Origin of the sequence: Streptomyces sp. A0592, from assembly GCF_004795115.1 — a bacterium.
Classification (GTDB): Bacteria; Actinomycetota; Actinomycetes; order Streptomycetales; family Streptomycetaceae; genus Streptomyces; species Streptomyces erythrochromogenes.
The window spans coordinates 46,324-70,042 of sequence record NZ_SSBM01000033.1; the positions used below are offsets into that span (position 1 = coordinate 46,324).

Annotated in this window: 16 protein-coding genes, 1 tRNA gene and 1 pseudogene; 12 read left to right on the forward strand and 6 right to left on the reverse strand. The window is 69.7% G+C overall.

The genetic code is table 11. The features are described from left to right. The first annotated feature begins 87 nt into the window (after positions 1-87). From E6U81_RS40600 to E6U81_RS31790, 4 genes are all read left to right on the forward strand, one after another. Positions 88-300, forward strand: coding sequence for a hypothetical protein (locus tag E6U81_RS40600; protein WP_206310067.1), 213 nt, complete (start codon positions 88-90; stop codon positions 298-300). Between the two features lie 770 nt (positions 301-1,070). Then, positions 1,071-1,403: a DUF6207 family protein gene (locus E6U81_RS41340; RefSeq protein ID WP_240804131.1), complete on the forward strand. Its 333-nt coding sequence runs from the start codon at positions 1,071-1,073 to the stop codon at positions 1,401-1,403. 145 nt (positions 1,404-1,548) lie between these two features. Continuing rightward, positions 1,549-1,938 (forward strand): hypothetical protein, encoded by a 390-nt coding sequence (locus tag E6U81_RS31785; protein WP_136233481.1) that lies wholly within the window; start codon positions 1,549-1,551, stop codon positions 1,936-1,938. Between the two features lie 1,061 nt (positions 1,939-2,999). Beyond that, complete coding sequence (locus tag E6U81_RS31790; protein ID WP_136233482.1) at positions 3,000-3,272, forward strand: hypothetical protein; 273 nt, start codon at positions 3,000-3,002, stop codon at positions 3,270-3,272. Positions 3,273-3,448: 176 nt separating this feature from the next. Here E6U81_RS31790 and E6U81_RS31795 read toward each other — a convergent pair whose 3' ends face one another. Then, positions 3,449-5,347, reverse strand: a complete 1,899-nt coding sequence (locus E6U81_RS31795; protein ID WP_168714792.1) for a DNA methyltransferase — start codon at positions 5,345-5,347, stop codon at positions 3,449-3,451. Positions 5,348-5,654: 307 nt separating this feature from the next. On the opposite strand from E6U81_RS31795, the gene E6U81_RS31800 reads away from it, so the two are divergent. The 6 genes from E6U81_RS31800 (at position 5,655) to E6U81_RS31825 (ending at position 15,774) form a co-directional block, all read left to right on the forward strand. Then, entirely contained in the window at positions 5,655-8,147 is a 2,493-nt protein-coding gene (locus tag E6U81_RS31800; protein ID WP_136233484.1) for a hypothetical protein, read from the forward strand. Then, positions 8,144-11,704, forward strand: coding sequence for a helicase-related protein (locus tag E6U81_RS31805; RefSeq protein ID WP_136233485.1), 3,561 nt, complete (start codon positions 8,144-8,146; stop codon positions 11,702-11,704). Before E6U81_RS31800 ends, E6U81_RS31805 begins: the two co-directional genes overlap by 4 nt. Beyond that, entirely contained in the window at positions 11,688-13,502 is a 1,815-nt protein-coding gene (locus E6U81_RS31810) for a hypothetical protein (protein WP_136233486.1), read from the forward strand. Before E6U81_RS31805 ends, E6U81_RS31810 begins: the two co-directional genes overlap by 17 nt. Beyond that, positions 13,499-14,563 carry a phospholipase D-like domain-containing protein gene (locus E6U81_RS31815; protein WP_136233487.1) on the forward strand — a complete coding sequence of 355 codons (1,065 nt, stop codon included), beginning with the start codon at positions 13,499-13,501 and terminating at the stop codon, positions 14,561-14,563. Before E6U81_RS31810 ends, E6U81_RS31815 begins: the two co-directional genes overlap by 4 nt. A 684-nt stretch (positions 14,564-15,247) precedes the next feature. Beyond that, positions 15,248-15,472, forward strand: coding sequence for a hypothetical protein (locus E6U81_RS31820; protein ID WP_136233488.1), 225 nt, complete (start codon positions 15,248-15,250; stop codon positions 15,470-15,472). Next, the gene (locus E6U81_RS31825) at positions 15,469-15,774 is read left to right on the forward strand and encodes a DUF6247 family protein (protein WP_136233489.1); all 306 of its coding nucleotides are present in this window, start codon (positions 15,469-15,471) and stop codon (positions 15,772-15,774) included. Before E6U81_RS31820 ends, E6U81_RS31825 begins: the two co-directional genes overlap by 4 nt. Before the next feature lie 214 nt (positions 15,775-15,988). On the opposite strand, the gene E6U81_RS31830 is transcribed toward E6U81_RS31825, so the two are convergent. Further along, positions 15,989-16,061, reverse strand: a tRNA-Ser gene (locus E6U81_RS31830). A gap of 201 nt (positions 16,062-16,262) precedes the next feature. Between E6U81_RS31830 and E6U81_RS31835 the strand changes: the two genes are divergently transcribed. Next, positions 16,263-16,484 carry a hypothetical protein gene (locus E6U81_RS31835; protein ID WP_136233464.1) on the forward strand — a complete coding sequence of 74 codons (222 nt, stop codon included), beginning with the start codon at positions 16,263-16,265 and terminating at the stop codon, positions 16,482-16,484. 189 nt (positions 16,485-16,673) lie between these two features. On the opposite strand, the gene E6U81_RS31840 is transcribed toward E6U81_RS31835, so the two are convergent. The 4 genes from E6U81_RS31840 to E6U81_RS31855 form a co-directional block, all read right to left on the reverse strand. Next, positions 16,674-16,904 carry a hypothetical protein gene (locus E6U81_RS31840; RefSeq protein ID WP_136233490.1) on the reverse strand — a complete coding sequence of 77 codons (231 nt, stop codon included), beginning with the start codon at positions 16,902-16,904 and terminating at the stop codon, positions 16,674-16,676. A 131-nt stretch (positions 16,905-17,035) separates the two neighbouring features. Beyond that, complete coding sequence (locus E6U81_RS31845; RefSeq protein WP_136233491.1) at positions 17,036-17,770, reverse strand: winged helix-turn-helix domain-containing protein; 735 nt, start codon at positions 17,768-17,770, stop codon at positions 17,036-17,038. Between the two features lie 1,263 nt (positions 17,771-19,033). Further along, entirely contained in the window at positions 19,034-20,596 is a 1,563-nt protein-coding gene (locus tag E6U81_RS31850; protein ID WP_136233492.1) for a PIN domain-containing protein, read from the reverse strand. A 40-nt stretch (positions 20,597-20,636) separates the two neighbouring features. Further along, positions 20,637-23,027: a DEAD/DEAH box helicase gene (locus E6U81_RS31855; protein WP_136233493.1), complete on the reverse strand. Its 2,391-nt coding sequence runs from the start codon at positions 23,025-23,027 to the stop codon at positions 20,637-20,639. A 566-nt stretch (positions 23,028-23,593) separates the two neighbouring features. Between E6U81_RS31855 and E6U81_RS31860 the strand changes: the two are divergent. Next, a pseudogene (locus tag E6U81_RS31860) lies at positions 23,594-23,719 on the forward strand (mannose-6-phosphate isomerase); the annotation flags it as partial.

Here is a 23,719-nt window from a genome sequence, read left to right on the forward strand (position 1 = left end):
GGCACGCTGGAACCCCCAGACCCGATGCGGTTCAGACCCCCGCCTACTTTCTCCGCGACCTGGCCCACGCCCAGACCCTGGCCGACCATGCCTACGCCCAGGACCACAGCGTCTGGATCGGCGAGTGGCACACCCCCCACCAGCTGGCCCGTCCCCAGCGCCCGCGACGCAGCCACCTACCGCCAACTCCTCAACGACCCCGAACTCGCCTTCCACAGCTTCATCGCCGTCATCCTCGGCCCGCGAGCACCACACTGGGACATTGGCGCCTGGACCTGCCACGACAACACGATCACCTAGGTCGCCGTACACAGCCCGCCGCGCCAGCCGCAGCACCAATAGCTGCCGGATGCCAGCGCGATTCACACACAGCAGCGCCACACGCCCCTCACCCGGAGAGCGCCCATGGAACCTCTGCCCGCGCCGAGCTGGCCGAGCGGGGTCTTGTGGGGGAGCGGGAGCACTGGCAGGAGGCGATCGCCTCCCCGCCCGAGACGGCCGCCATCAGCGCGTGTGAGGACATTGACGCACCGGCAGGCTGACCGGGCCGGCGCCCGCCGCGTCCGTGCACGAGGGCGGCCGCCCGGCGATGCTCCGCAGACGGGTACGGGGACCTCGGCCATCGGTGGACCATCGCCCCGATCGGCCGGGGGAGAGCACTCTGTCCGGGTGGCGCTCACCCCTCGCCCCAGCGTGGCAACGCCCGGCCGCACGCCGGCAAGAGGTGCAATGGCGACTGCTGTGGAGCCGCCCTTCGGACGGACTGCTCCCGGCCCCCGTGGCGCTGTCGACCGCGGGCAGGCCCGGCTGCCGTCACACGTTGCCGTTACTGCCCCGGTCGGCAGCATCCACCACGCCGTGGCTGCGGCCTCTGCCCCCTCCACACGCCGACGCCGGCCACGCCCGGCCCCGGCGGCACCGCGCACCGACGCCCGCCCGTAAGACTCTCCGTAACTGTCCCGCGCTGTCTCGGCAGGCGTGTACAGAACTGGACAGGGCCCTTTCGGCGACGGGTTCGTTGAACACGTCGACGGGAGGGGAGCCTTGTGATGGAGAGCCGTGCGACCGCCATGACCACGGCGACGGGGCCGGAGTGGCAGCTGGCCGCCGCGGCGGGTGGGGCTCTGTGCGAGGTGGCCGCCCTCGCGGCCTCACTGCAGGAGGGCAGGTGGCAGGACGGCCCGCCACACGGTCGCCGGCTTGTGCGAGGGGCTCTCCCGCGACGGCGAGCAGCGGAGTACACGACCCGGGACGCGGGCGAGCCCGGCGTTCGGCTGCGCTGCTACCTGGACCTGCGTCAGCTCCGTTTCCTCGCCATCCTCAACCTGGAACCGACGCATGCCGCTGGCCAGAGACCTGAACGAGTGCCCGTGGCGCGCCATGGGTCCTCCTGCGAGTGTTGACGGCATAGCCCACAACCAGGGGCGCGCCGCCCGTGCAGGTGCGCGTCCTTCCCCAGCGTCGGTGGGCGTACGGAGGATGACGAAGTGGCCGCCGGAGGCACGTGACCTGTGGCAGGCTCATGACCCTGGGGGAGAGGAACGACTGATGACCCGTTACCAATGCGGATCGTGCTCGTATCAGAGTGACCATCTGGGCGAGGCTCAACAGCACTCGCACGAGACGGGCCACGTTTGCATCGGCAAGGACGGTGCCGGGCCAGCCGGAGGTAAGTTCGGCAAAGCCAGGGTCGCGGTTAAGGTCGGCGCCAGCGTTCTGGCCGCCACCACCATCGGGGTCCTCACCTGGAAGTACAAGGGGCTTCAGGAAGAGCACGAGGAACTCCAGACGAAGCACGAGGGGATCCTGTCCATGGCTGCCGGACTGGTCGTGCAGTTGGCGGAGTCGACGGCGGAGAACGAGAGCCTGAAGTCGGAGAACGACTACCTGAAGTCAGCCACCGGTGCCTCGAAGACGCTCAAGAGCTACGACTGCTGAGTGAGGGTGTACCACGGGTAGTGCCACTGGCGGACGGGTACCTCGGAGCTTGATGCCGTGATCAACGCTGTGGTGGCCGCCGCGCCGAAATCCGAACACCGCGACCTGTACGGCAAGGCCGATGACGACTGAGCGCCCCGATGGTCCACGCTCTTGAGCGGATCAGGGCTGGGGGACGCAACCCGTCTGGTTGCCCAGGGGGCGACGGTGCCGGTGGAAGAGGTTGCGGACAGCTTCGTTGCCTTCTGCACGGCGCCCGCGCCGGCAGTGGAGGACTGGCTGTTGCGGACTGACGACCTCCCCGAGGGGGGCACGGATCCCGCTGGGCCGGTACACCCTGCAGACCTTCTCCGTCTACGAACTGAGGCAGTTGGGTCCGATGCCCGCCCTTTACGGCCTTCTGCCGGGCGGGCTCGACCTCCGTCTCCTGGCTGGTGCGCCGTTCGTCCACGCCCCCGATCCGGAGCGTGCCTCGGACCGCAGTGGCGCGCCCTGGTTCGATTTCACCGGCCCGCGACCGGAGGCCGGGCACTGGAGGGCGCTGCTGCCGCTGATCCTGTGGAGTACCGAACTCCTGTATGCCGAAGCGGTGTTCGACGTTGAGCGCGGTCGCGAGTTCGGGCTCCACCCAACCACATGCCCACCACCCTCCAGATCTACGAGGACCATGACGGCAGGCAGGAGGAAGTGGAGGTCCGCGAGACTGGTACCTTCCACGTCACCCAGGCGCAACTCCCGCGCATGCAAGCCTTCTGCGCCGCCGTGACCGCAAAGATCGACGCCGTCATGGACGGCCCCACCAGCAGCCGAAGGCTGCCCAGGAGGCGCGCCCTGCGCTTGGAGCGCGCGGCCCGGCACCTGCTGCAGGCCCACCAGCGCACCCACAGCGACTACGGCGTGTGGGAGCAGGAGGCTGAGGAGCTGCACCTGGACTACGTCATCACGCTGGAAGCCCTGATGGCCAGCCCCGACGACAAGCACGAGGGTGTCAGCGAAAGGATCCGGTCCCGTGCAGCCGCCCTGTTCCTACCCCGTCCCTGCGCCAGCAGGTCGAGACGATTGTGCAGGAGGCGTACAGCGCGCGCTCCAAGTACGTGCACGGGGAAGTCCTCAGGGGACAGGAGGAGAGCGAGAAACTGGCCGCCCTGCGTGACCTCAGGCTGATCGTGCGGCAGGTTGTTCTGCGCTGGCTCGTCCTCACCCCCTGCGACACTGAAGACCTCGCACCCCTCCTCGACGCGGCTGCTGCCAGCACCGGCCGCGAACGCGCCATCGACGAACCCCTGCGTGCCTTCTTCCGCGCAACGCCGCCGCAGGGCCGCCTCGGGCTCTGAGCCGGACCACAGTGCCGGTCGTGAGCAGTGGCGACGTGGCCCGATGTTCCTCGGCAGGTGACTGGCAGCAGTGCGAGGGCAGTCGCCAGCGAGTGGTCCGAGTGCTGGGGCCGTACTCGGTTCTCCTCGCTGGCCAGGGCCAGGCCGGGAGGTGGCAGGCACCGGCACCGGGGGAGTCAGGTGGTGTTGAATTCCGCTACCGCCGCCGTGGCTCGCTGGTCTGCCTCTGCTTGCAGGGTCTCCCAGTCGGCGGCTGCCTGGCGTGTTCCCGCTGCGAGGACCGCGGCGCGTACGGCGGTGCGGACGTCGCCGGGGCCCACCCGCAGCCCGGCTCCCCTAAGGCCTTGGATTTCCGACAGCGCCTGCGCGGCGGCCTGGTCGAGGTCGGGTGCTGCCCCGGCAGACGTGCTGGCAGCGTCCCGGCATAGCACGATGACGTCGATGCGGTTGGGCTCCGCCGCTGCGGTCTTGGAGAGACTGGTCGCCACTTCGGCGACAACGGCGCGGGTGGTGGTGACGGTGAAGCCGGCGTCGGACAGCGACCGCATCAGAGCGCACCAGCCCGTGGTCTGCGACTGGTGGAAGCTGAACAGGAGGCGGCCGCCGGGCTTGAGGACGCGTCGGCACTCGCGCCAGACGCGGGCTGCGGTGGCTTGGAATCCATCAGGGGCGGCGTTCTGTACTTCTTGGACGGCCCGGGTGCTGGGCATGTCCGGGTAGCCCTGGTAGGGGCGCATGGCGCTGAGCCAGGCGTGGAAGAAGTCGGCCAGTTCCGAGTAGTGGACGTTGTCGACGTAGGGGGGGTCGGTGACGATGAGGTCCACGCTGTTGTCGGGGAGATCCGTTCGCGAGGCGTCGCCAGTGGTGGTGTAGGCCGTTGCGGGATTCCGCACGAACTGCTGCCACGTCGTGCTCAGGGGGCGGGCGACGGGCAGCGAGGACTGGTCGACGGCGAGGATCCGGTCGGCCTCGGCCTTGAAGTCTAGCGGGGTGCTCTTGTACTGGGCCGCTTTGTGCAGCCGGGTGAGCACCCCGGAGAACCCGGCCGATCCCCCCTGGGCGCCCCAGGGGTCTCCTTCGACGCTGCACCTCTCCGGTCGCAGTACGTGGTTGTGGAAGACCGAGCGGACCGGACCGGTACCCTCCCCCTTGTAGGAGCAGAACAGGTTGTGGTGTTCGACGGTTCTGCCGAACGATGCGATGAGCGCCTCGCGTTCCGCGGAAGCCCCGGGCAGATCGCGCAGCGCCGCGCCGATCAGTCCGAGGCTGTAGCGCTGGCGCTCGTTGAAGAACCGCTCCCAGGAGTCGTACCCCCAGCGCAGGGCCTGGATGGTGCTGACGCCTTCCTCCAGCTCGCCGAGCGGGTGGACGAGCTCATCGGGTGATGTGTCGGCGAGGGACTTTGCTGCCTTGTCGTACAGGCTGAGGTCGAAGTCGTCGATCGCCCGGTACTCGCGCTGGCCGTCGGCGCGCAGCACCAGCTTCGCGTACATGCGCCGCTCCGGGACGCCGCCGTTCAGCGCAGCAATGACAGGGGTGCGGTGGCCGTGACGACATGTCATGAATCTTCCGCGGGCGGCCCCTTGAAACGGGAAGGTCATGCCGCAGGCGGGGCAGTGCCCCCTCTCGTCCTTGCTCAGGTCGGTGACGCAGATGCCCCGGCAGCTCGGGCATATGGCCTGCGCGCGTGGGAATCGGCGCGGGTACGCATGGCGGGCGAAGATTCGGGTGGTGAAGAGCTCCACGTCCTCGCCGCACTCCGGGCAGTACGCTAGGGCCACCCAGAAATAGTGCAGGACCGGCTCGTTGGAAGCGGTGCGGTGCAGTTCCTGGACGGGACGGGCGCACTTCCTGACGACCTGCCCGAAGAGGTCCGCGAGCACCTCTAGATCCCATGGCTGCAGCGCCTGCCGCTGGGTGAGCGTCGCGACGGGATTGATGTCGCGGCCGACGACGGCGGCCCCGAGTTTGGCCGCCTCGACAAGGGTGGTGCCCGATCCGGCGAAGGGGTCATAGACGACGAGCCCCCGCAGCCTGGCCGCGACGTCCGCAACGGAGTCGTTTGGTCCGGACACGGCAGCCAACAGTAAGTGGCGTGCGACGCTGCCCAGGCGCCTCGCCCACCACTTGTGCACATAGGTCGCGGGCCGGTGCACCTCCTTGCGCCACGACTCGTGCTCGGCGATCCGGCTCCACTCCACTGGCGCCGGCCCGGCCTCGAGGAGTGAGACCGGGGGGAGGCCCGCCCCTGGCTTCTCGTTCATGTGTACGCCCCCGGTGGTCCGAACCCGGATCCACCGCCCTCGGATTGGGCAGGAGCAGGTGACGGCCTGTCAACATGCGTTACTGTAACGGCAGGTAGTGGGGGATACCAGATGGGTGATGGCGCGCGTGACGTATCTGGACTGTCTCGTCCCTCCCGACGCAGGCCCGGCCGACTTCTTCGAGCGCGTGCAGGCCCTTCGTATGACGGACCGCGGACGCACCGTCGATCTCGGCCCGCTGGACCGTGCCACCCTGACTCTGTTGTCCCGCGCATTATCGAGTGATCAACGCAGCGTGTACCTGAGCCTGCCCCGCGGGCGGCACGACCTGGCCGTGCTGGTCGGGATCTACCTCCAGCTCATACGGCTCGGGGCGGCACTGACCGGCGGACCATCCTGCCCGGTCCCTGACGGGCCGGTAGTCGTCGTCGGACTCCGCACCAACGTCACCGTACGGCTGGCACAGCTTGCGATCGGCAGGCAGAACCTCTCGCGAGCCCTGCGCATGCAGAGAATCCGTGGTGACGGCCGGGTCGTTGACCTCCAAGGAAAGATCACGAGGGCTGTCGACTCGCCCTCGGGACTGTTCTACCTCAACACCGCACTCGGCAGGCCCTCGCTGGGGACCAGCGTCGGCACCGTTGTCATCGACCGCACCAGCATGGCCAACGACCAGTCCTGGGAGTGCGCGTTGGCCTGGGCAAGCGAGCACGACGCCGCTCGCGTCGTGGCCGTGGCCGACCTGGGCACCCAGCCGGGCAGCAACCGGACCTGGACGCAATGGCCGTGGACCCCCGCGCTGCGCACTGACGTGCGCCACACCCTCGGGCACCGCCCCGCATACGGCCCCCTGACCAGTAACGCCCTCCTCGCCCACCGCCCGGCAGCCGCACCAAGCGCGGCGGTATACCGCCACGAGCAGCTCGCCGAGCTGTACCGGACGGTCGTGGCGGGTGTGGTCGCAGCACGGCGTATCCACACGCCGGAGCCCTGGCCGCAGCCGACCGCCGACGCCGTGCGCCTGCTAAACCTACTGTGGTGCAGCTGGGGTTCGATCGGGAGGCAAGATGCCTGGCAGGTACTGATGGGGCGCGGCACCGGCGCACGGGCGCTGGCCCGGTCGGTGTCCCGCGGGACATTGGAGGGGCGGACCGGGCCGTGGGGACTGTTCCGGGAGACCCAATGGCCCGACCTTCGGCGCGGTGTGCTGGACCTGTATGAACTGCTGTACGACGACAACCCGCGCCGGGACCTGCTGCTTGCGCTGATCGCTTGGGCACGGGCCAACCAGGCAGGTGCCCCCGTCATCGTCCGTACCCGCTCTCGCTCCGCCGCCGCCGCTGTCGCCGAGGAGCTGGCCGACACACTCGGCGGCGATGCTGACTCCCTGCTTCTCGCCCCCCAGCCCGGGCATGCCGCCAATGGGGGAGCCAGTGCGCTGCACGTGATGCCCTATACGGAACGCCTGGCCTGGGACGCCACGCCGAGGCTCGAGCTGCACCTCGGTGTCCCCTCGACCCTACGCACCGGCGTGCTGTTCTCCGGTGCTGCCGATGAACACGTCGCCGTTGTGGAGCAGAGCGAGTACACCTGGCTGGAGCGTTCGGCCGGCCGTGCACTGCATGGCTGGCACGAGCAGATTCGCCAGAGCGCCGCGGTGCTGAGGCTGGGCGAGGTACCAGAGTCGGCGACGCCCTCGCCCCCTGTCGCATACGGCCCCGTCGACCTCTCCGGCCCGTCCCCCGCACCAGACGCTTTACCCCAGCGCGACAGTCGGCTCACCCTCGACCTCTCGGCGCTCTTCGAGGACTACGACGCCTCGGCCAGGGCCATCGGCACCCCAGCGAACCCCGGCCACCGTGCCACGGCGGCAGCGGACGACCCGGTGCCGGCCACCGCCGTGCTCACCGAACCCGACGGGGCAGTGCTCTGGCTGCGCAGTGACGAGCAGGTCGATGTCCTCATCGGCCAGCGCTACGCCAGGGTGCCCGTGACCGCGCTCACCCCCGGCAGCCGATTCCTGCGCGCACGCGGCGACGGGCAGTCCAGACTCCACGACCGGCTCGTCATGGTGATGCACGACAGCGCCGAAGTGACCGCCATGGACACGATGATCGGCTTCTTCCGCCAGGCCGTCATCGCCGTGCACGAGCAGCGAGGGTCGTGGCCAAACGTACTCACCGCCCTGACGAACCTCGGGAGCGAGGTCTCGTCCTGGCAGACGGTGAGCAAATGGGCTGACGGCAGCGTCATCGCCCCGGAGGACCCGCAAGACATCCACCGGGTTGCCCTGCTGGCCCGGGACACGCGCCTGACCGCAGGAGGCACGTGGCAGCGCCTGGCTCGCATGGCGGAGGAACTACGCCGCTTACACCGGGCGCTGGGCCACACCGCGGCGGCGGCGATGACCGAGGCCGCACGGGGCAGGGAAGGGCCTGCGCTTCGCCAGCTGAAGGCACTGTGCTCCGGGATCGACGTCTCGGAGGTCCTCGAGGAGTTCGACCTGGTCGTCGTCCGTCGCGTCGGCGGCCAGAAGAGCGTGTCCGCGGCCGTCCTGGGCCGCGTGCCAGGCCCCCGCAGCGCAAGCAACTCACCACAGGAGGAGCCGTGAACGATGCCAGCAACAACCCCCTGGCGCTGCACCTCGACAGCGCTGTGGACAACCAGCGGGAGACGGTGCTGATCGACCACCTGACGCAGATCCTCGCCGACAGGCTCGCCGACCGCAGCGGCGCCCCGCACAAACCCCCGTGGACACCACGCGACCACGTGGTTGTCGGAGTGCTGCCCGCCGTCGCGGTCCCGCCGCGACACCTGTCGGCACCAGACGAGGCGACGGCCGACCCGATCCGCCGGCCCGTCGAGTCCCTGCGCGGCACACAGGCGCCCCCGGTCCTGGCACTCGACTTCCGGGTGCGCACCATCCCCGGCCGCAGGACCGCGCAGCTCGCCGTCCACTGCCGATTCGCCCTCTACCTGGAGGACATCGCCAGCTACGCCGAGCACATGGAGTACCTGCGCGGCGACGAGGCCCCCTCCGGCGCACAGGCCCGGCCGGGAGAGCTGCTGGGCGTCTGGCGCCGCCACGACGTTGACTTGCCGGACCTGGCAATTGAAGTGCCGCTCGGGGAAGGCGACCTCGATCCGCACGCGCTCAGCGAGGCCCAGCAGGTGCTGGACCGGGCGGTCCGCCGCGCGGTGGACGCGCACTTCGCCCGCCCCGAGGCGCGTCGCCCGCTTACCGCGGGGCCGCAGGGGCGCCAGGGGCGGCGCAGGCGCAACGTGCTCCCCGCGGAGGCCATGGCCGACGAGGATGCCTTCCACCGCCACGTCGCGGCACTGCTGGACCGCGACGCGGCCCCTTGCGCACCCCAGCTGGTGCTGTCGGCGCACGCCCAGGCCCTGGATGGCGGCGACCACCTCATACGCGTCTCCCTACACAACCAGAGCGACACGGCGCAGAGCGACTGGCAGGACCTCTCCGTGTACGACTGTCGCTTCGCGGTCCTGCCCGGGGACGGCATCAGCATCGTGCCTCAGCGCTTCCACCTCGCCCCCCGCGACTACCGGCTGGAGGAGCTGGCGGAGGTGATCGGTCGCGGCACCGGCTGCGCAGCAGTGCCCGACGGCAGCGGCCTGCGGACCGAGACCCTGCCCGTCCACGTCCAACGCACCGTCGTGCCTCGCCAAGCCGGGGTGCGGCACCCGCAGTGGCGTGAGCTCGCCGACGACCCGGCCCCGATTTTGGACTCCGTCGAGGTCGCGATGGCCCGCTACTCCCGGGAGTTCGCCGCCGCCTGCCGTGCCGCCCAGCAGCTGCCACACCACAAGGCCATCGAAGCCGACCGCGCTCAATTCGACGACGAGGCCAGGCGGTTCGGCCTCGGCCGCGAGTGCCTGGACCTGGACCCGGACCTCAAGCGCGCCTTCCAGCTCGCCAACGCGGTCTTCGCTCGTGTCAACGACGGCCGCACATACGACAGTTGGCGGCTATTCCAGTTGGTCTACATCGTCTCCCACCTGCCGGCCCTCGCCGCGCGCGAGCACCCACAGCGGGCAGACCTGCGCGCTGAACTCGACCACACCGACGTACTGTGGTTCCCCGCGGGCGGGGGGAAGACCGAGGCATACCTGGGGCTGATCCTCACGGCCCTGTTCTACGACCGGCTGCGGGGCAAGCACGCAGGGGTCACCGCCTGGCTGCGCTTCCCGCTGCGCATGCTCAGCGTGCAGCAACTCGACCGCACCCTGCGCATGCTGATTGCCGCCGAGGAGCTCCGCGTCGAACGCGGAATCGGATCCCCCCACGACGACCCCTTCGCGCTCGGCTACCTCGCGGGCGGGGCGGGCAGCCCCAACGACCTCCACTGGGAGCGGGGCTGGTGGCGCGGCTGGGAGACCGAGGCCGCCGCCACCCGGACGGGGACCTTCGCCGAAGACCACCAGCGCGACCGGCTCGTGATCACCTGCCCCTACTGCGAGCGCGACAGCGTACGGCTGCGCCTGGACACTGACGCGGTCCGCCTGCACCACGAGTGCGCCGCCTGCCAGCGGATCCTGCCCCTGCACGTGAGCGACGTCGAGGTCTACCGCACCCTGCCCGCGATCGTCATCTCCACCGTCGACAAACTCACCGGGCACAGCTGGTTCCCCGAGTTCACCGCGTTCCAGCACGGACCGAGACACCGCTGCGCCGAGCACGGCTACTTCTCCTTCCCGCGTTTTGGAGCCTGCCTGGCTGGACCGAGCCACTGCACCGCGCCGAGCCGAGGCTACCCGGCGGCCCGCCCGATCAAGGACCCGGTACCGGCACTGACGGTGCAGGACGAGATGCACCTCCTGAAGGAGGAGCTCGGCGCGTTCAACGCGCACTACGAAGGCCTGATCGCCGAACTCCAGTCAGGAGCAGGCAGCGGCCTGCCCAGCAAAGTACTGGGCGCTTCCGCCACCATCGAGCAGTACCAGGACCAGCTCCGCCAGCTCTACGGCCGCCGCCCCCGCGCCTTCCCCGCACCCGGATGGACACTCGGAGAGAGCTTCTACACCACGACCCGGCCCGACCTCCGGCGCGTTCACATCGGAGTGCTCCCGCACAAGCGCCGCAAAGCCGACGTCGCCGCGATCGTGCAGGGCGAGCTCCTCACCGAGATCGCCCGGCTCCAGGAGGAGCCCAAGACCCTGCGCGAGCGCCTCGCCCTGCACGGGCTACCCGACTCGGACCTCCCACGGCTCCTCTTCCCCTACGAAGTCTCCTTGGCCTATGTGAACAGCAAGCAGCACGGCACCCAGCTCGACGAGGAGCTCGGCCAGCTCTCCGACGACCTGCAGCACGCCGGACTCGACCGAGTCGAGCACGCGGTGCTCACCGGCGAAGTCCCGGTCCCCGACCTCGCCGCGGCCATCGCCCGCGTCCAACGCGAGCACCTGGATACCCCGCGAGGAGAGCGGCTGCGCGCCCTGGTCGGCACCAGCGTGCTCAGCCACGGGGTGGACCTTGAGCGCCTCAACCTCCTGGTCCTGGCCGGCATGCCGCCGACCGCCGCCGACTACATCCAGGTCACCGCTCGGGCTGGGCGAACCCACGCAGGCCTCGTCGTCACCGTCTACGACCCCGTCTCACGCCGCGAACGCTCCATGTTCTCCAACTTCCTGAGCTACCACCGCCTGCTCGACCGCATGGTCACCCCCGTGCCCGTCAACAAGTACGCCTACTTCGCAGCCCGACGCACCCTGCCCGGCATCGTGCTGGCCCTGCTCCACGACGCCGCCCGCGACCCCGCTCTGAAGCCACCACCGGAAGGAGCCGACTACTCCAAAGACTTCAAGCGCTGGTGGAGCACCCAACGACCACTCCTCGACCCCTGGCTGGAACGACGCATCCCCGCCTGCTACCGCGAGCGTGTGGAGGGCGTCAACGGCCGCGGACTGGAGAACGACCTCGTTGCGCGGATCATGGACACCTGGCGACAGGAGGAACGCCCTAACCTCAACAAGGGCGCAGAGGAAAAGCGCACCGCCTACCTCTTCCTCCAACAGCCGCTCACCAGCTTCCGCGACATCGACAAAAGCACATCGTTCCAGTCACTGACCAGCAGCCAGGACGCCTTCAAAGCGCTCGCCACCAACACCGCCGACAGCAAGGGGGGCGAGGATGAACCGCAGTCGTAGCCAGGCCATGACCGCCTTCCTGCCCGGTGCCGTCTTCCGCCACGAACAGCGGCTGCGAGGCAGAGTCCAGGCAGTCGACGGGGACGTGGTCAAAAAACTCAACGAAGACGTCATCTACGACGAGATCTCCCGCTACCTGGAGCGCTGGAGCGAAGATGCCAGAGCCGCCCTGCCCCTGCCGCAGGGCCGACTGCGGCAAAACTTCGTCCTGGTCAGCCCCGACCTCGTCCGCTTCGAGGTGTTCCCGCTCGTCCTAGAATGCGTCCGCCGCTCCTGCCGCCGCGTGCGCACCTACGTGAAGGCCCAGCAACTCGCAGCCGACCCCCGGTGCCGCACCTGCGGCGCACAGCTGCGGCAACTCCCGTACTTCAACGCGCACAACTGCGGACGCGTCCGCCCCATGTACGTTCCCAAGTGCCGTGTTCCCGCGCACGGCTACGATCACATCGTGTTCGAGAACACTGGAAGCTTCGTCACCGCCCTCTGGCGCTGCGTCGGCCCAGGCTGTGGCGGCGCGAAGCTCCAGGGCACCTCGCAGTCCCCCTGTGGCTGCGAATGGAAGGACGCCGCCAGCCGAGCCATGATGCGGGCAAGGACGTTCAACGACACCCGCGCCTACCAGGTCCACGCCCTCCAGCTCGTCAACATTGACAACTCCGAGTTCCGGCAATACCAGCGCCACCCCCAGCGCGGCCGGATCTCGGCCGCCCACTACCTGAACCTGATCGACTCCCTGGCCCAGGGCATCGGCGATGCCTCCCAGGGCATCACCGTAACGCGCGTGTCCCCGCAGGAATGGCGGCAGAGAGAACAACTACTGCGCCAGATGCATGTGCCGGAGGAGGAGATCGAGCAGTACCGCAGAATGATGGGCCCCGAGGAGAGCGGCCTGGCTGCTCTGCCCAACACGGACGCCGACAACGCGCGGTGGGAACTGCTCGGTGCAGACCGCCCCTTCGTGGAACGCGCAGCCGTCTTCGACCCTGCCCAGATCCAGCGCATCACTCTCGACGATCAGTGTGCACGCTTCGCCGAACTCCAGGACCGGCTGGCCCAGCAGACCGCGGAACGCGCCCGCGAGCAGGCCCGCACCCTGGGGATCGCAGAGATCGCCGTCACATGGGAGTTCCCCGTGGCCAGAGTCGCCTTCGGCTACACCAGGGAAGAGCACGAGCCCGAGCGGGGCGTCCTGACCGGCTTCCACAACAAACACCACCACGACGGAAAGTACCCGGTCTACGTCGCAGCATCGGACACCGAAGCCCTCCTGGTCACCTTCTCGGCGCGTTCCGTCCTGTCGTTCCTGAACACCAAAGGACTCGCCGTCGGGACGGCAGAAGACGAACCGGCGGCCCGCCAGCGGCTGCTGGAACTGTTCACGGACCAGGACGATCCGGAGGCCGTCCGCGCGGCAGCAACCGTACACACGGTCATCCACACCCTCGGGCACCTACTGCTTCGGTCCCTGGACGACGGCCAAGTAGGACTGGCCGAGAACACGCTCGCCGAATGGGTCGTCACGAAGGCGCTCACCGTCGCCATCTACGCCGACAACGTCCGTGAATTCACCCTCGGATCACTGTGGACCCTGCTCAGCAATCGTGTCCTCAGCTGGCTGGAGAGCACAGCCGACTCGGTACTCAGCTGCGAGAACGACCCGCTGTGCCATCAGTCCTCACCACGTTGCTGCGAACGCTGCGTCTACCTCACTTTCGGCTGTCGGCTGTTCAACGACGACCTCGACAGGGGCCTTGCCGCAGAGTTCCTCCGCCACACCGCCGCCTCGAGCCACGCATGACCGACCAACTGCGACTGCTGGTCCCGCTCGCCCAGCTACTGGAGCGCCTCGCGGGCAGCTACGCGGCAGCCGCCGACTGGACACGGGAGATCGCCAGAGCCGACACCCTTGACGCCCTCCGCGTGCACGGGGTCGCAGACGATCACGCTACCGCCGTACGCCAGCTCGCCGCCGAATGCGGCTTACTGGGCTCAGGCCGGCACGCAGGGCTCGTCCCTGCCCGCCTCTCCCAACTCCAGGTGCTTCTGGACGTCCTGGACGGCCTTGACCCACCGCCCGCGGCGCCACCATCCGAGCGCCCCCTGGTGTTCACCACCCCGCGAGCCGCCTCCCACCTGGTAGAGCCGCCCGTCCGACGCCTGGACCTGCTAGTCCAGGACGTCATCGCCGGAGCCAACACCGAACTCCACATCGGCGGCCCCTTCTGGAACCGCCACGGCTGCGACCTGCTGCGCGAGGTCCTGCTGCCCGCCGTCGCCGAGCGCCAAGTCGCCGTCCACTTCTACGCCCACGACCCGAGCAGCCGGGCCCAACCCCTGAACGACCTCGTCAAAGACTGCGCGGACTACGGAAGAACGTCCTTGTACTGGTGGTCCGGAGCCAACCCCGGCATGATGCACGCCAAGTTCGTGGTCGCCGACCGCGCCACCGGCTATTTCGGCAGCGCGAACCTGTCCTCTCTCGGTCTTCAAGAGCACTTTGAGATCGGTATGGAACTGGGAAGCACCCAGGCATCCTCACTGGTGGACCTGTGCATGCGGCTGCGCCAGGAAGGATTTTTCGCCCAGGTCACCGAGGGGCCGGGACGCGCACCGGACCCGCTCGTGCTCGTGGAGACCGCCGACGGGAAACGTCGCTTCGGTCAGTTGCGATCCTGGCACACTACGAGGGACGGCCGCCGTGAAGCGGACGTGCTGTGCCGCCTCTCGGATGACGCTCCGCGGCCGGCCAGGGTCCGCGTCGATGAGAGCCGCATCCGGTTCTTTGCCGGGGTCGATTACGCCAACGTGCCGGTAGACGGCGCTCGTGCGGGCGGCGGCGAAACTGGATCCACCGGGTAGTTCATGACACGAGACGAACGGCCCGCTGCCCGCCATGGCTCGTTTCAGGTATCAAGGTCGGCACGGCTTCACGGCTGGTTGCCAAGGGCCGAGCTGGGCTGCCGCGGCTTTGATCTCTTTCTCGCTGATGTTCTCGCTGCCGCTGCGGATCGCGACCCATCCGCCCGAGACGGCCGCCAACAGCACGTGTGAGGACGTCGACACGCCGGCGGGCTGACCGGGCGCCCACTGCGGCCCAGGGCCGTCAGCTGACGGATGCGTGGCTGGCCAGGCCAGGCGAGGGAGGCTGCACTGCGGGCGGGTCAACGGACGGTTGCGGGAACATCTGCGGAGCGGCGCCCCGGTCGGCCTAGGGGAGCACTCTGTCCGGGTGGGGTTCACCCCTCGTCCCGCGCGTCAACACCCGGCCCCACTCGGTCAGGGGATGCAATAGCGGTCGCTGTGGAGCGTACCGTCGGACGGGCTGCTCCCGGCCCCCGTGGCGCTGTCGACCGCGGTCAGGACCGGCATCCTCAACTACGCGGCCGCTACCTGGGACAAGTAGGACCTGCTGCTGCGCGAGCACGCCCAGGCCGTTGCCCGCACCCTGCGCAGTCGGCAGGAGGGGATCCGGTCAAGCCCGCATCCACAGCCACCCGGACCGCGTACGGTGAGGCGACGACCCGCCGCCGGGAGGACCAGCCGATGAGCGCGCAGCCCGCCCCCACACCTCCTCACGCAGGCATTGCGGCCTACCGTCACCCGGACCTTGACGACGTCCTCCTCTGCGTCGAGCACGGCCGGCGCTGGGAGGGACTGATTCCGTTGACCTCCTCCGAGGTGCCCTTCGGCGGGTTCTGCAGCTGGGGAACGGACGACGACTACATGGTGTGCGGCCGTGCCCTCTACAAGGAGAGGTCCCGCCGATGAGCGCGCAGCCCGACCACGCCCCCGTCCCGCCGTACGCCCCCGCGCCCGGGGCGCCGGCTGAACTCCTTGCCCGGCTGTGCGCCGACCGGCGCGCGGACAGCTGGGTGCCGGCCTTCGAGCGGGAGTGGGCGGCCGCGCTCGAGGTGTCCGGCCGTACGTTCTCCCTCGGCGGGCTGTACGCGGTCGTCCAGGACTGGCAGGGCCGCCTCGCCCACGCTCCGGCGGTCGACGCGTTCGCTGCCTCCGGCTACGACGACAGCGAGACCATCGACATGGCGGAACTGCGCGGGCGGCGCCGGTGACTCTTCAGAGAGGAGGGAGCGGATGGCGGGAAGGGGCGTACGAGGCGTCAGGACGACGTCCCGCGATCGGGGTCGGACTGCCGGCGCGCGCACGCACCGGGTCGCCACACAACCGTGCCCGAGTGCGCGCTGCGCCCGGCCTGCCGACCGCAACCTACCGCCGGGGGAGCAGGATCCGTCCCGGCGCCGACCGTTTCGCGGGTAAGCACGGCGGGGGAGCAGGCCGGATTCGAACCGGCGTCCTCCCTCTGAGCAAGAGGGCACGTCGACCTCTGCGCTACAGCTCCCCCGCCGCAGTACGCACCCTACGCGCTCCCTCCAGGACCCCCGATAGCGGTTTTCGCGCCCCCGTTCGCGGCCGTCCGGCGCGGGTCGGCCCGACCGCGACGGAGCGACCGTATGGGCGGAGCCGTACGCGACGGCCGCATACGAGAGGGTGGGAGACGTGTGCCGAGGTGGGCGCGGCGGAGCGGTCGTGGTCTTGCGGTGTGCATGGCGAGAGCGGGGAAGAGGCCGAGGCGGACCGCCGCGTCGTCTGGTGGGTCGAGGCCGGTTCCGATGGGCAGTGGCGCTCGGTCTCCGAGCCCTGCGACGAGCGGGACATGGCACTGGAACGACTTCGGTGGTGCCGGGTGCATGCCCCGCCCGCGGTGTCCTACGGCCTCGTCCGTAGGACGACCCGGGTGACCATGGCCGTTGAGGACATCTGAGCCCGTTACGCCCTTGATCCGGAAGGGCCGCGATGGCCACCGGGGAGGACCGGCTGTGAGGCCCGCTGCGGGTTTGCGTCCGTGCAGCGGACGGCGTCCGCCGCCCGGCCGCAGGCCCCCGGGCCTGGCCTGGCGCCCCGGTCGGCCTCACGGGAGCCGGCCGGGGCGGCCAGGGTCAGCTGCGCCCGGTCAGCGCTGCTGGATCCACCAGATGATCCATCCCATCAGGGACATACCGAGGGCGGTTGCCGCGCCCCCGACGATGTTGTGGATGGCCGTCCGGGTCAGGGTGCGCAGCGTCCGGCGCCGTCGGCAGCGCTGCCGGGCGGTATTCTGCCGGGTCGACGCCGGCTTCTGGGAGCCCGTAGGCTCGATGAAGGTACTGATGATTCCTCCTTGGGGGAGTTCTCGGTTCTTCACATGGGCGGCTCCCTGCGGGAACAGGGGGCCGTCGCCCTTTTCCGGGGTGACGGCCGGCGCCGCGCCCGTCCCAAGTGGCCGGGGCGGGAGTCATCGACCGCAGGCGCCTATCGGCGCCGCGGTGGTCTTCATCAGCGAGCCGCACCCGCGGCGGCCGGCGCGGCCCCGGGCGCTGCCGAGGGCGTGGGCAGGATGGCCACGAACCGGGCCGCGGTGCAGGCGACGCCCTCGACGGTCCACACGCTGTCGGCGGCCTCGCGGTCCGTCTTGTTGATGTTGAGGTCGAACGGCGCGGCCAGCGCCCACCGCTCCCGGGTGCTCTGACCCAGGACGGCGAACCCGTCCAGGTGCTGCTCGGCCAGGAACGGGTAGACCAGCTCCATCTCCTGCAGCTCCCTGATCCCGCGTCCGGCGGTCGAGGGCGAGATCCCGTACCAGGACGCGAACTTCTTGTCCTGCCGCAGCACGAACGACCGGCTGCGCATGCTCATGAAGATCAGCAGCATCACCTTCGCCGGCACCGACAAGGACTCGTGGAACCCCTGCTCCCAGTACTCGAAGGGCACCTTGAAGTAGACGTCCCTGCGCGAGCCGTCGGCCTTCCCCGGCGGGGCCGTGTACGGCGTGCCGGAGCCGTCCTCGAACAGTTTGAAGATCCGGGTATGCCGGCCGTCCGGCGCCGTGTCGACCAGCCCCAGCTCCCGCAGCCTGGCCAGGTGCCGGGAGACGGCGGCGCTGGCCGTGCCGTCGGTACGGAAGGAGATCCCCGCGGCTCGCGCCCATGTCTCGGCGCGTGCGGTCGCCCCCCCAGTCGCCCCCGGAGGCCACGCAGTGGACCAGCAGCAGCAACTCCAGCCGCTCCCCACTGCGCACCAGACGGTGCAGCGGGCCGGGCTCGGTGACGATGCGCGGGCCGGAGCCGGCGCCCTGGACGAAGGCGCGCCGTATCGGCACGGCGCGCCCGGCGCGCCTGGACTGCTGCAGCAGCATCCGTATCGCGTCGTCCCGCGACACGGCCCTGTCCCGCTTTAGCACGGTGAGTTCGGTGGTCACGGGACAAGCATGCGCGGCGCCATTGACAACCCGGACACAGATTCCGGCGGCGGTGGCTCCGCCCAGACGCGTCGTAGCAACCCCTCTGAAACCTGGTACGAATATATGAGTCCGCTGGGTGTGTATCGCCGCAGGCAGAACGGGTTTTCAGTCTCTCGACTCACACCATCTCAGATGATGATCTTGAACCCTTCAGACCCGGACTCTTCGACACTTCAACTCACGACTGTGCACTTAGAAGACGCGCATACCGCCGTCGGCTGTCATGCCCTCCTTGGGGCCGAGACCCCGCGGGGTGCCCGTTGGCCCCATGGGCTTTCCCCGGCGGCCGCCGGGGCGCTACTGGCCCTGCAGCCCTGCAAGTTCGCCTCCGCGCCGGCAAGGGCTGGATCCAGCAGCAGCCGAGGCCAGGCTGACCTCGTGGAACACACCGACCGGATTGCACGTGACGGGCCTGCACGATGACCTTGCTGCTCGCGTCCCGGCTGGACGTTGAAGGAGCCCAGGCTCGTGCACCTCGTCGAGGATGATGATGCAGCGGATAGCGGCGCCTGGGGCTGCGGGCAGGACGTCGGCGTAACGGCCTGCCGTGCGGGCGACGCTCGCGCCGGTCCGCGCTTCTCCACGTCGGTCTCGAAGTCTGCCGGCGCACCCGGTGCACCCGGTGCACGCCATGCCCGCCTGAGTCTGCTGCGCGCCGACCGGCGCCCCGCACCAGCACGTCCCTGCTCCCGGCCCGGCACCTTGTCCACCACGTCGTCGAACGAGGTGCAGCGGATCGGGCCGCCGGGTTGCGGGTGGGCCGGTAGACGACAGGCAGACCGGGCGCGCGCTCAGCGGTCCGCACCACTGCGGCGTCGCACGGTTCTGTCTGCACCACGTTCCGTTCCCCACCGGCAAAGGAGCGGAGGGGATTCCCCAGACCCGCCCCCCTGAGCGGCGCCGGGTGCCGTCCGTGGCGCGCGGCGACCGTGTCCCACCCGGCACCACCCCGGTGGGACGCAGTTCGGTCCGGGCGGCCGCCGCACGGGCTGCCGCGGGCTTCCCGCTGTGCGTGCAGCGCTCGGCCCTGCGGGTCAGGACGCCTGATCCGCGGGGGGTTCGGGATCCGTCCCGTCGTCGTCGGCCGCTGCTCCCTCTGCCGCGGCGGCGTCTTCGAACGACAGCTGGTTGTCGGCGACCTCTGCCTCCTCGTCGTCACTGTCGGTCGGGGCGCTCCCCTTGGCGACCGATGCTGCGATGAGTGCGGTGAGGTCGGTGCGCGGTATCAGGCCGGCGATGTCGAGTGTGGGCACGAGGCCGTCGAGACTGCGCCGAACGGAGTCGTTGAGGTTCAGGTGCTGCTGCAGCGCCATTTCGGCCACGCTGCGGTTCAGGCCCGAGAGGTCTACCAGGGAGCCCATCTGCTTCACCACGCTGTTGAGGGCCGTGACGCCCGGGAAGAGGGCGCTGTGGTCGATCTTGGGGAAGAGCAGGTGGGGCGTGTGGGGGAGGGTGCCGGCCACATCGAGGGCGGCCAGGAACTCCTTGGAGACCACGCTTTCCGCGATGGAGGTCGCGGCCAGCAGGTCCCGCAGGGTCCGGCGGCTGATGTCGGCGGTGCGCTTCTTGACCTGCTTGAGGAGTTCCATGCACGCGGAGTCGGACATGTCCGGTACCTGTGGGTCCTGCGGGGTCAGGATGGTGGGTGCCTCGTCACCGGCCCGGGCGGAGAACAGGACTTTCGTCTCCCAGGTGCATGCGGTGTAGCGGGGGTCGGCTGCGTCCTCATCGAAGGCCAGGCCGTAGAGCAGCCATCGGGCGTTGGCCGTGTACCAGACGTCGCCCTCGATCTCGTGGCCGGTCACGTCCGTGACGGTGAGGAGTTCGGCCTCGGGGGCGATCCACCAGCCGCGCCACTGCACGACCGTGTCGTCCGCGTTCAGACCGGCGAAACCAGTGGGCGAGGCAAGGATCTCCACGGCGGTCTGGGCGACGCGGGCGCGCACGGCCGACGACCGCAGCAGCTCATCGGCGACGGCTTCGGCGTCCGCGCCCGAGACGGTCTTGGTGAAGGCGGAGACGACCTCGTTGAAGTCCGTGAGCCGGGTGAGCCGGTTCTCCAGGCCCTCGACGTCCTCGTTCATCGGGTACGGGTAAGCGCTCCCGTCGCCGAAGTCGTTGGTGTTATTCGTGACGAAGCAGACCTTCTCGCCCGGGTTGGCCTTGAGGAACTCGAGTATGGAGAACCAGATCGCCACATCGCGGGCACCCTCGGAGTGGTCCCCGGCCCGCTTGGCCGGCTTCAAGGCCAGCGCCTCACGGGTGAGCGCTCTCCGCGCGACCTCGGGGCTGGTCTCGATCACCTCGAAGATCTCGCCGTAGACGACCCGCCAGTGGTTCATCAGCCGCTCCAGATCGAGCGGCTCCAGCGTGCTCTTCAGCTCCCAGGGCACGATCGCGCGCAACCTGTCCAAGGTGTTCGTGACGGCCTCGTACTTGGCGGGGTACAGCTTGGCCTGATGGGCGGCCAGCTCCTCCAGCACCATCCACGGCACCGCGACCCGGTGGTGGCCGGACTGCCGCAGCTTGCGGATGAAGTCGGCCCGCGCCCCCTCGGGCGGCAGCATGTTCACCGCGTTCGTGTCGAAGATGATCAATGTGTCCTCCGTGCCGGCCGCGCCACGACGTTCTGGGCCCCTACGTTGCCCAGTCCAGCCCGAGGTCCGCCAGCACTTTCAGCTGTTCCGCGCCGAGTTTGGTACGCCTGCTCTTGGTGTTCGTCAGCCAGATCCCGAGCTTCACCTCAGCCCCGCCGTCAAGGACTTCCACGTGCGTCCTTGGGACGGTCACCGTGCCCGTCCGGGCCGCGTACTGGGCCAGGGCCGCTGCGCCCCGCTCGAAGGCCCCTGAGCCGCCCTTGGAGGCCGTGGCGGTGGCCTTCTTCTGCTTCGGGGGCAGGGGCTGGATGCCGAGCCGTTCCAGGCGTTCGCGCTGCTCGTCCATGAGCCCGGCCCACACCGCGGGTTGCCGTTGGCGCTCCAGCCAGCGTCCGATGTCCATGCCGTGGACGGTGACGCCGGGTTCGATGTGGACGAGGGCGGTCTCCTCGGCGGTCATCTCGCGGACGGCGGCGTAGTGGCGCTGCCACTCGGGCGGCCAGGCGGGGTTCCAGTCGGGGTCGATCGCGGCGAGGGCCTCGGCCCGCCGCGGGTGGCCGGCCAGCGCGCCGGGGCGGCGGAGGTTGGAGATCCACTGCCCGAGGGGTTTGTCGAGGGCGGTGGCGGTGCGGGGGCAGCACAGGGTCCAGTGCTGCGCGTAGTAGACGCGGGCCGCGGCCAGGTGTTCGTCGAACGCGGCGTCGGCGGCGTCCCAGACCATCCCGAGGGCCTCGAGCCGGCTGGCGCGGTCGCCGGTCATCTGCCGGGCGCCGAACGCGCGGCGCTGCTCGGCGATCCACCGGCCCAGCGGGTAGGCGCCTTCGCGGTGGTCGTAGGGGACGCGGGCGTGCTTCTCGCGCTGGGTGTACTTCTTCAGGGCGGACCAGCCGCGGCCCCAGTCCTGCCGGTCGGTGTCGATGATGTTGAAGGAGATCCAGTCGGCGATCGCGACGGGGTCGCGGGGGGTGGAGAACCTCAGCAGCATCCGGGCTTCCTCCTCGCCTTCCCCGGGGGCTTCCCCGAGAGGCAGAGACGGTTTGACGTGCTGCTTCTGAGGCTCCTGGGGGATAGCGAGGAGTTCGACGGCTTCCTCGTCGTGGGCCCGCAGCCCTTCGAGGACCTTCACCAGGGGGCGGTAGCTGCCGGAGGTGAACATGTCCTCCGGCTCCTCTTTGGGCTGGAGGAACACGGGCACGATCAGGGAGGCGAGCTTGCCCTCGCCGGGCTTCTGGCGCAGGGCCCGGCCGATGGCCTGCACGATGTCGTGCGGAGCGCCCTTGGGGTCCAGGAGCGCCACGGAGTCCACCGCGCGGATGTCGACGCCCTCGCCAAGGACCTTGCAGTTGGCCAGGACCGCGCGGCGGGCCGTCGCGCCGAACTCGTCCAGAACCGTGCGCCGGTGTTCGGGCTCGTGCTCCCCGCACAGCCAGTCGGTCCACATCACCCGGGGGTAGGTGCCGGGGTCGTCGGCGTGGAGCTTGGCCGCAACCAGTTCCAGGCCCTCGGCGTAGGCCTGGGCCTCGATGGTGCGGTGGTGGAAGGTGATGGTGGTCTGCAGCCGGTGCTCGGCCATGGTCCGCAGCAGCGCGGCCTGCAGCGCCGCGATCCGCTGGCCGCGCACCTTCTCCCCGTGCCGTTCCTCGCCCCGCAGTTTCTCGGGGGTGAGGACCTGGTCCTGGATCTCGACGACGATGATCTGGTAGCGGGCCAGCAGCCCGCGGGTCACCGCCTGCGCCATGGTGAGCCGGTACAGGACGGGCCCGAAGATGGCCTCGTCGTCCATGGAGGCGGCCATCTCCCGCGGCAGCGGGTGGTGCACGCCCTTGCGCTTGTCCCGGGGGCCGGAGCGCTCCTGCCAGATCCGCGGCGTGGCGGTCATGTACAGCCGGCGCGCCGCGGGGATCACGCTCTGCGCGTGGATCTCCGCCCAGGCCTTCCCCATCGACCCGCTCGTACGGTGCGCCTCATCCACGACCGCGAGGTCCACCGGCGCCAACTGCTGCCCGTAGAGCCCCTCGAACGCCTCCGCGAGCACCCCCAGGGAGGCGTAGGTCGCGTAGATGGTCACCGGACCCTGCCCATGCCACAGCGCCAACTGCACCGGGTTCGTCGTGGAGCGCACCTTCAGGGACCACAGCTCCGGGTCGTCCTGCAGCGAACACACCGCCACCGCCGGCCCCGTGTGCCCGACAGCGTGCCACGCCCTCACCGTCTGCGTCAGCAGATCCAGCGTCGGCACCAGGACCAGCACCCGCCCGCCCGGCACCAGCCGCCGCGCCGCCTCCGCGGCCATGACGGTCTTGCCCGTCCCGCACGCCGAGACGACCTGCCCGCGCAGACCGTTGGCGGGAATCCCGCCCGGAGGGATATCGAGACCCCGGACAATGGCCTCGACGGCCTCACGCTGGTGATCACGAAGCTTCACAGCCATTAACCCCGGGCCCCTTTCTGGAGAAAATTCTGAGCGTTCTCATAAAGGTCCGGAAGCCAGAGCCCTTCAATCCCAATTACTACACAGCAGCATACCAAGATGATGCAGCCACAGGAGCTCCATCCCACCCAAGCGGGTGAGATGGAGTCATACATCTTCCTACGCAACAGGTTGTGCTGTACGACAGAGCACAGCCCCGCCAGACTTGCGCGCCACGGACCCCTGAGTCAAGGCGGAGCGCAGCGGAGCCTCTCACATCGCAGCATCAGCCGGCACCCGCTCCGACCTGACATTTTGTCACCCTGCCCTGGGGGGAGCAGGCCTGAAACCCAGACTTCACACAGGCCCGCACGTGATGCACCCTCTCTTGCTGCCAGCCCAGAAATTCCCGCTTGCGGGGATTTCATCCGATTCGCGCTTGCGCGGATCGGTCCCATACGGAATCCCGCTCGCGGGATTCCGTCATCCCGCCGCTCGCGGCGGGATGTGGCGGAGCGTCAGCGAAGCCATTCCCTGGCCGAAGCGCAGCGACGGCCTTCACTCTTCGGTGCGCCAGCACCGAAGCCCCCACCGGGGTCGCCCACGCCTCCGGGGCACTGCGCTGGGCCCTGCCCGGCTGGGCCGGTTCCGTCGACCTGCTGCTCGTGGCCACCACCGACGGCACCGAGCCCGGGCTCGCCGTGCTCGCCGAG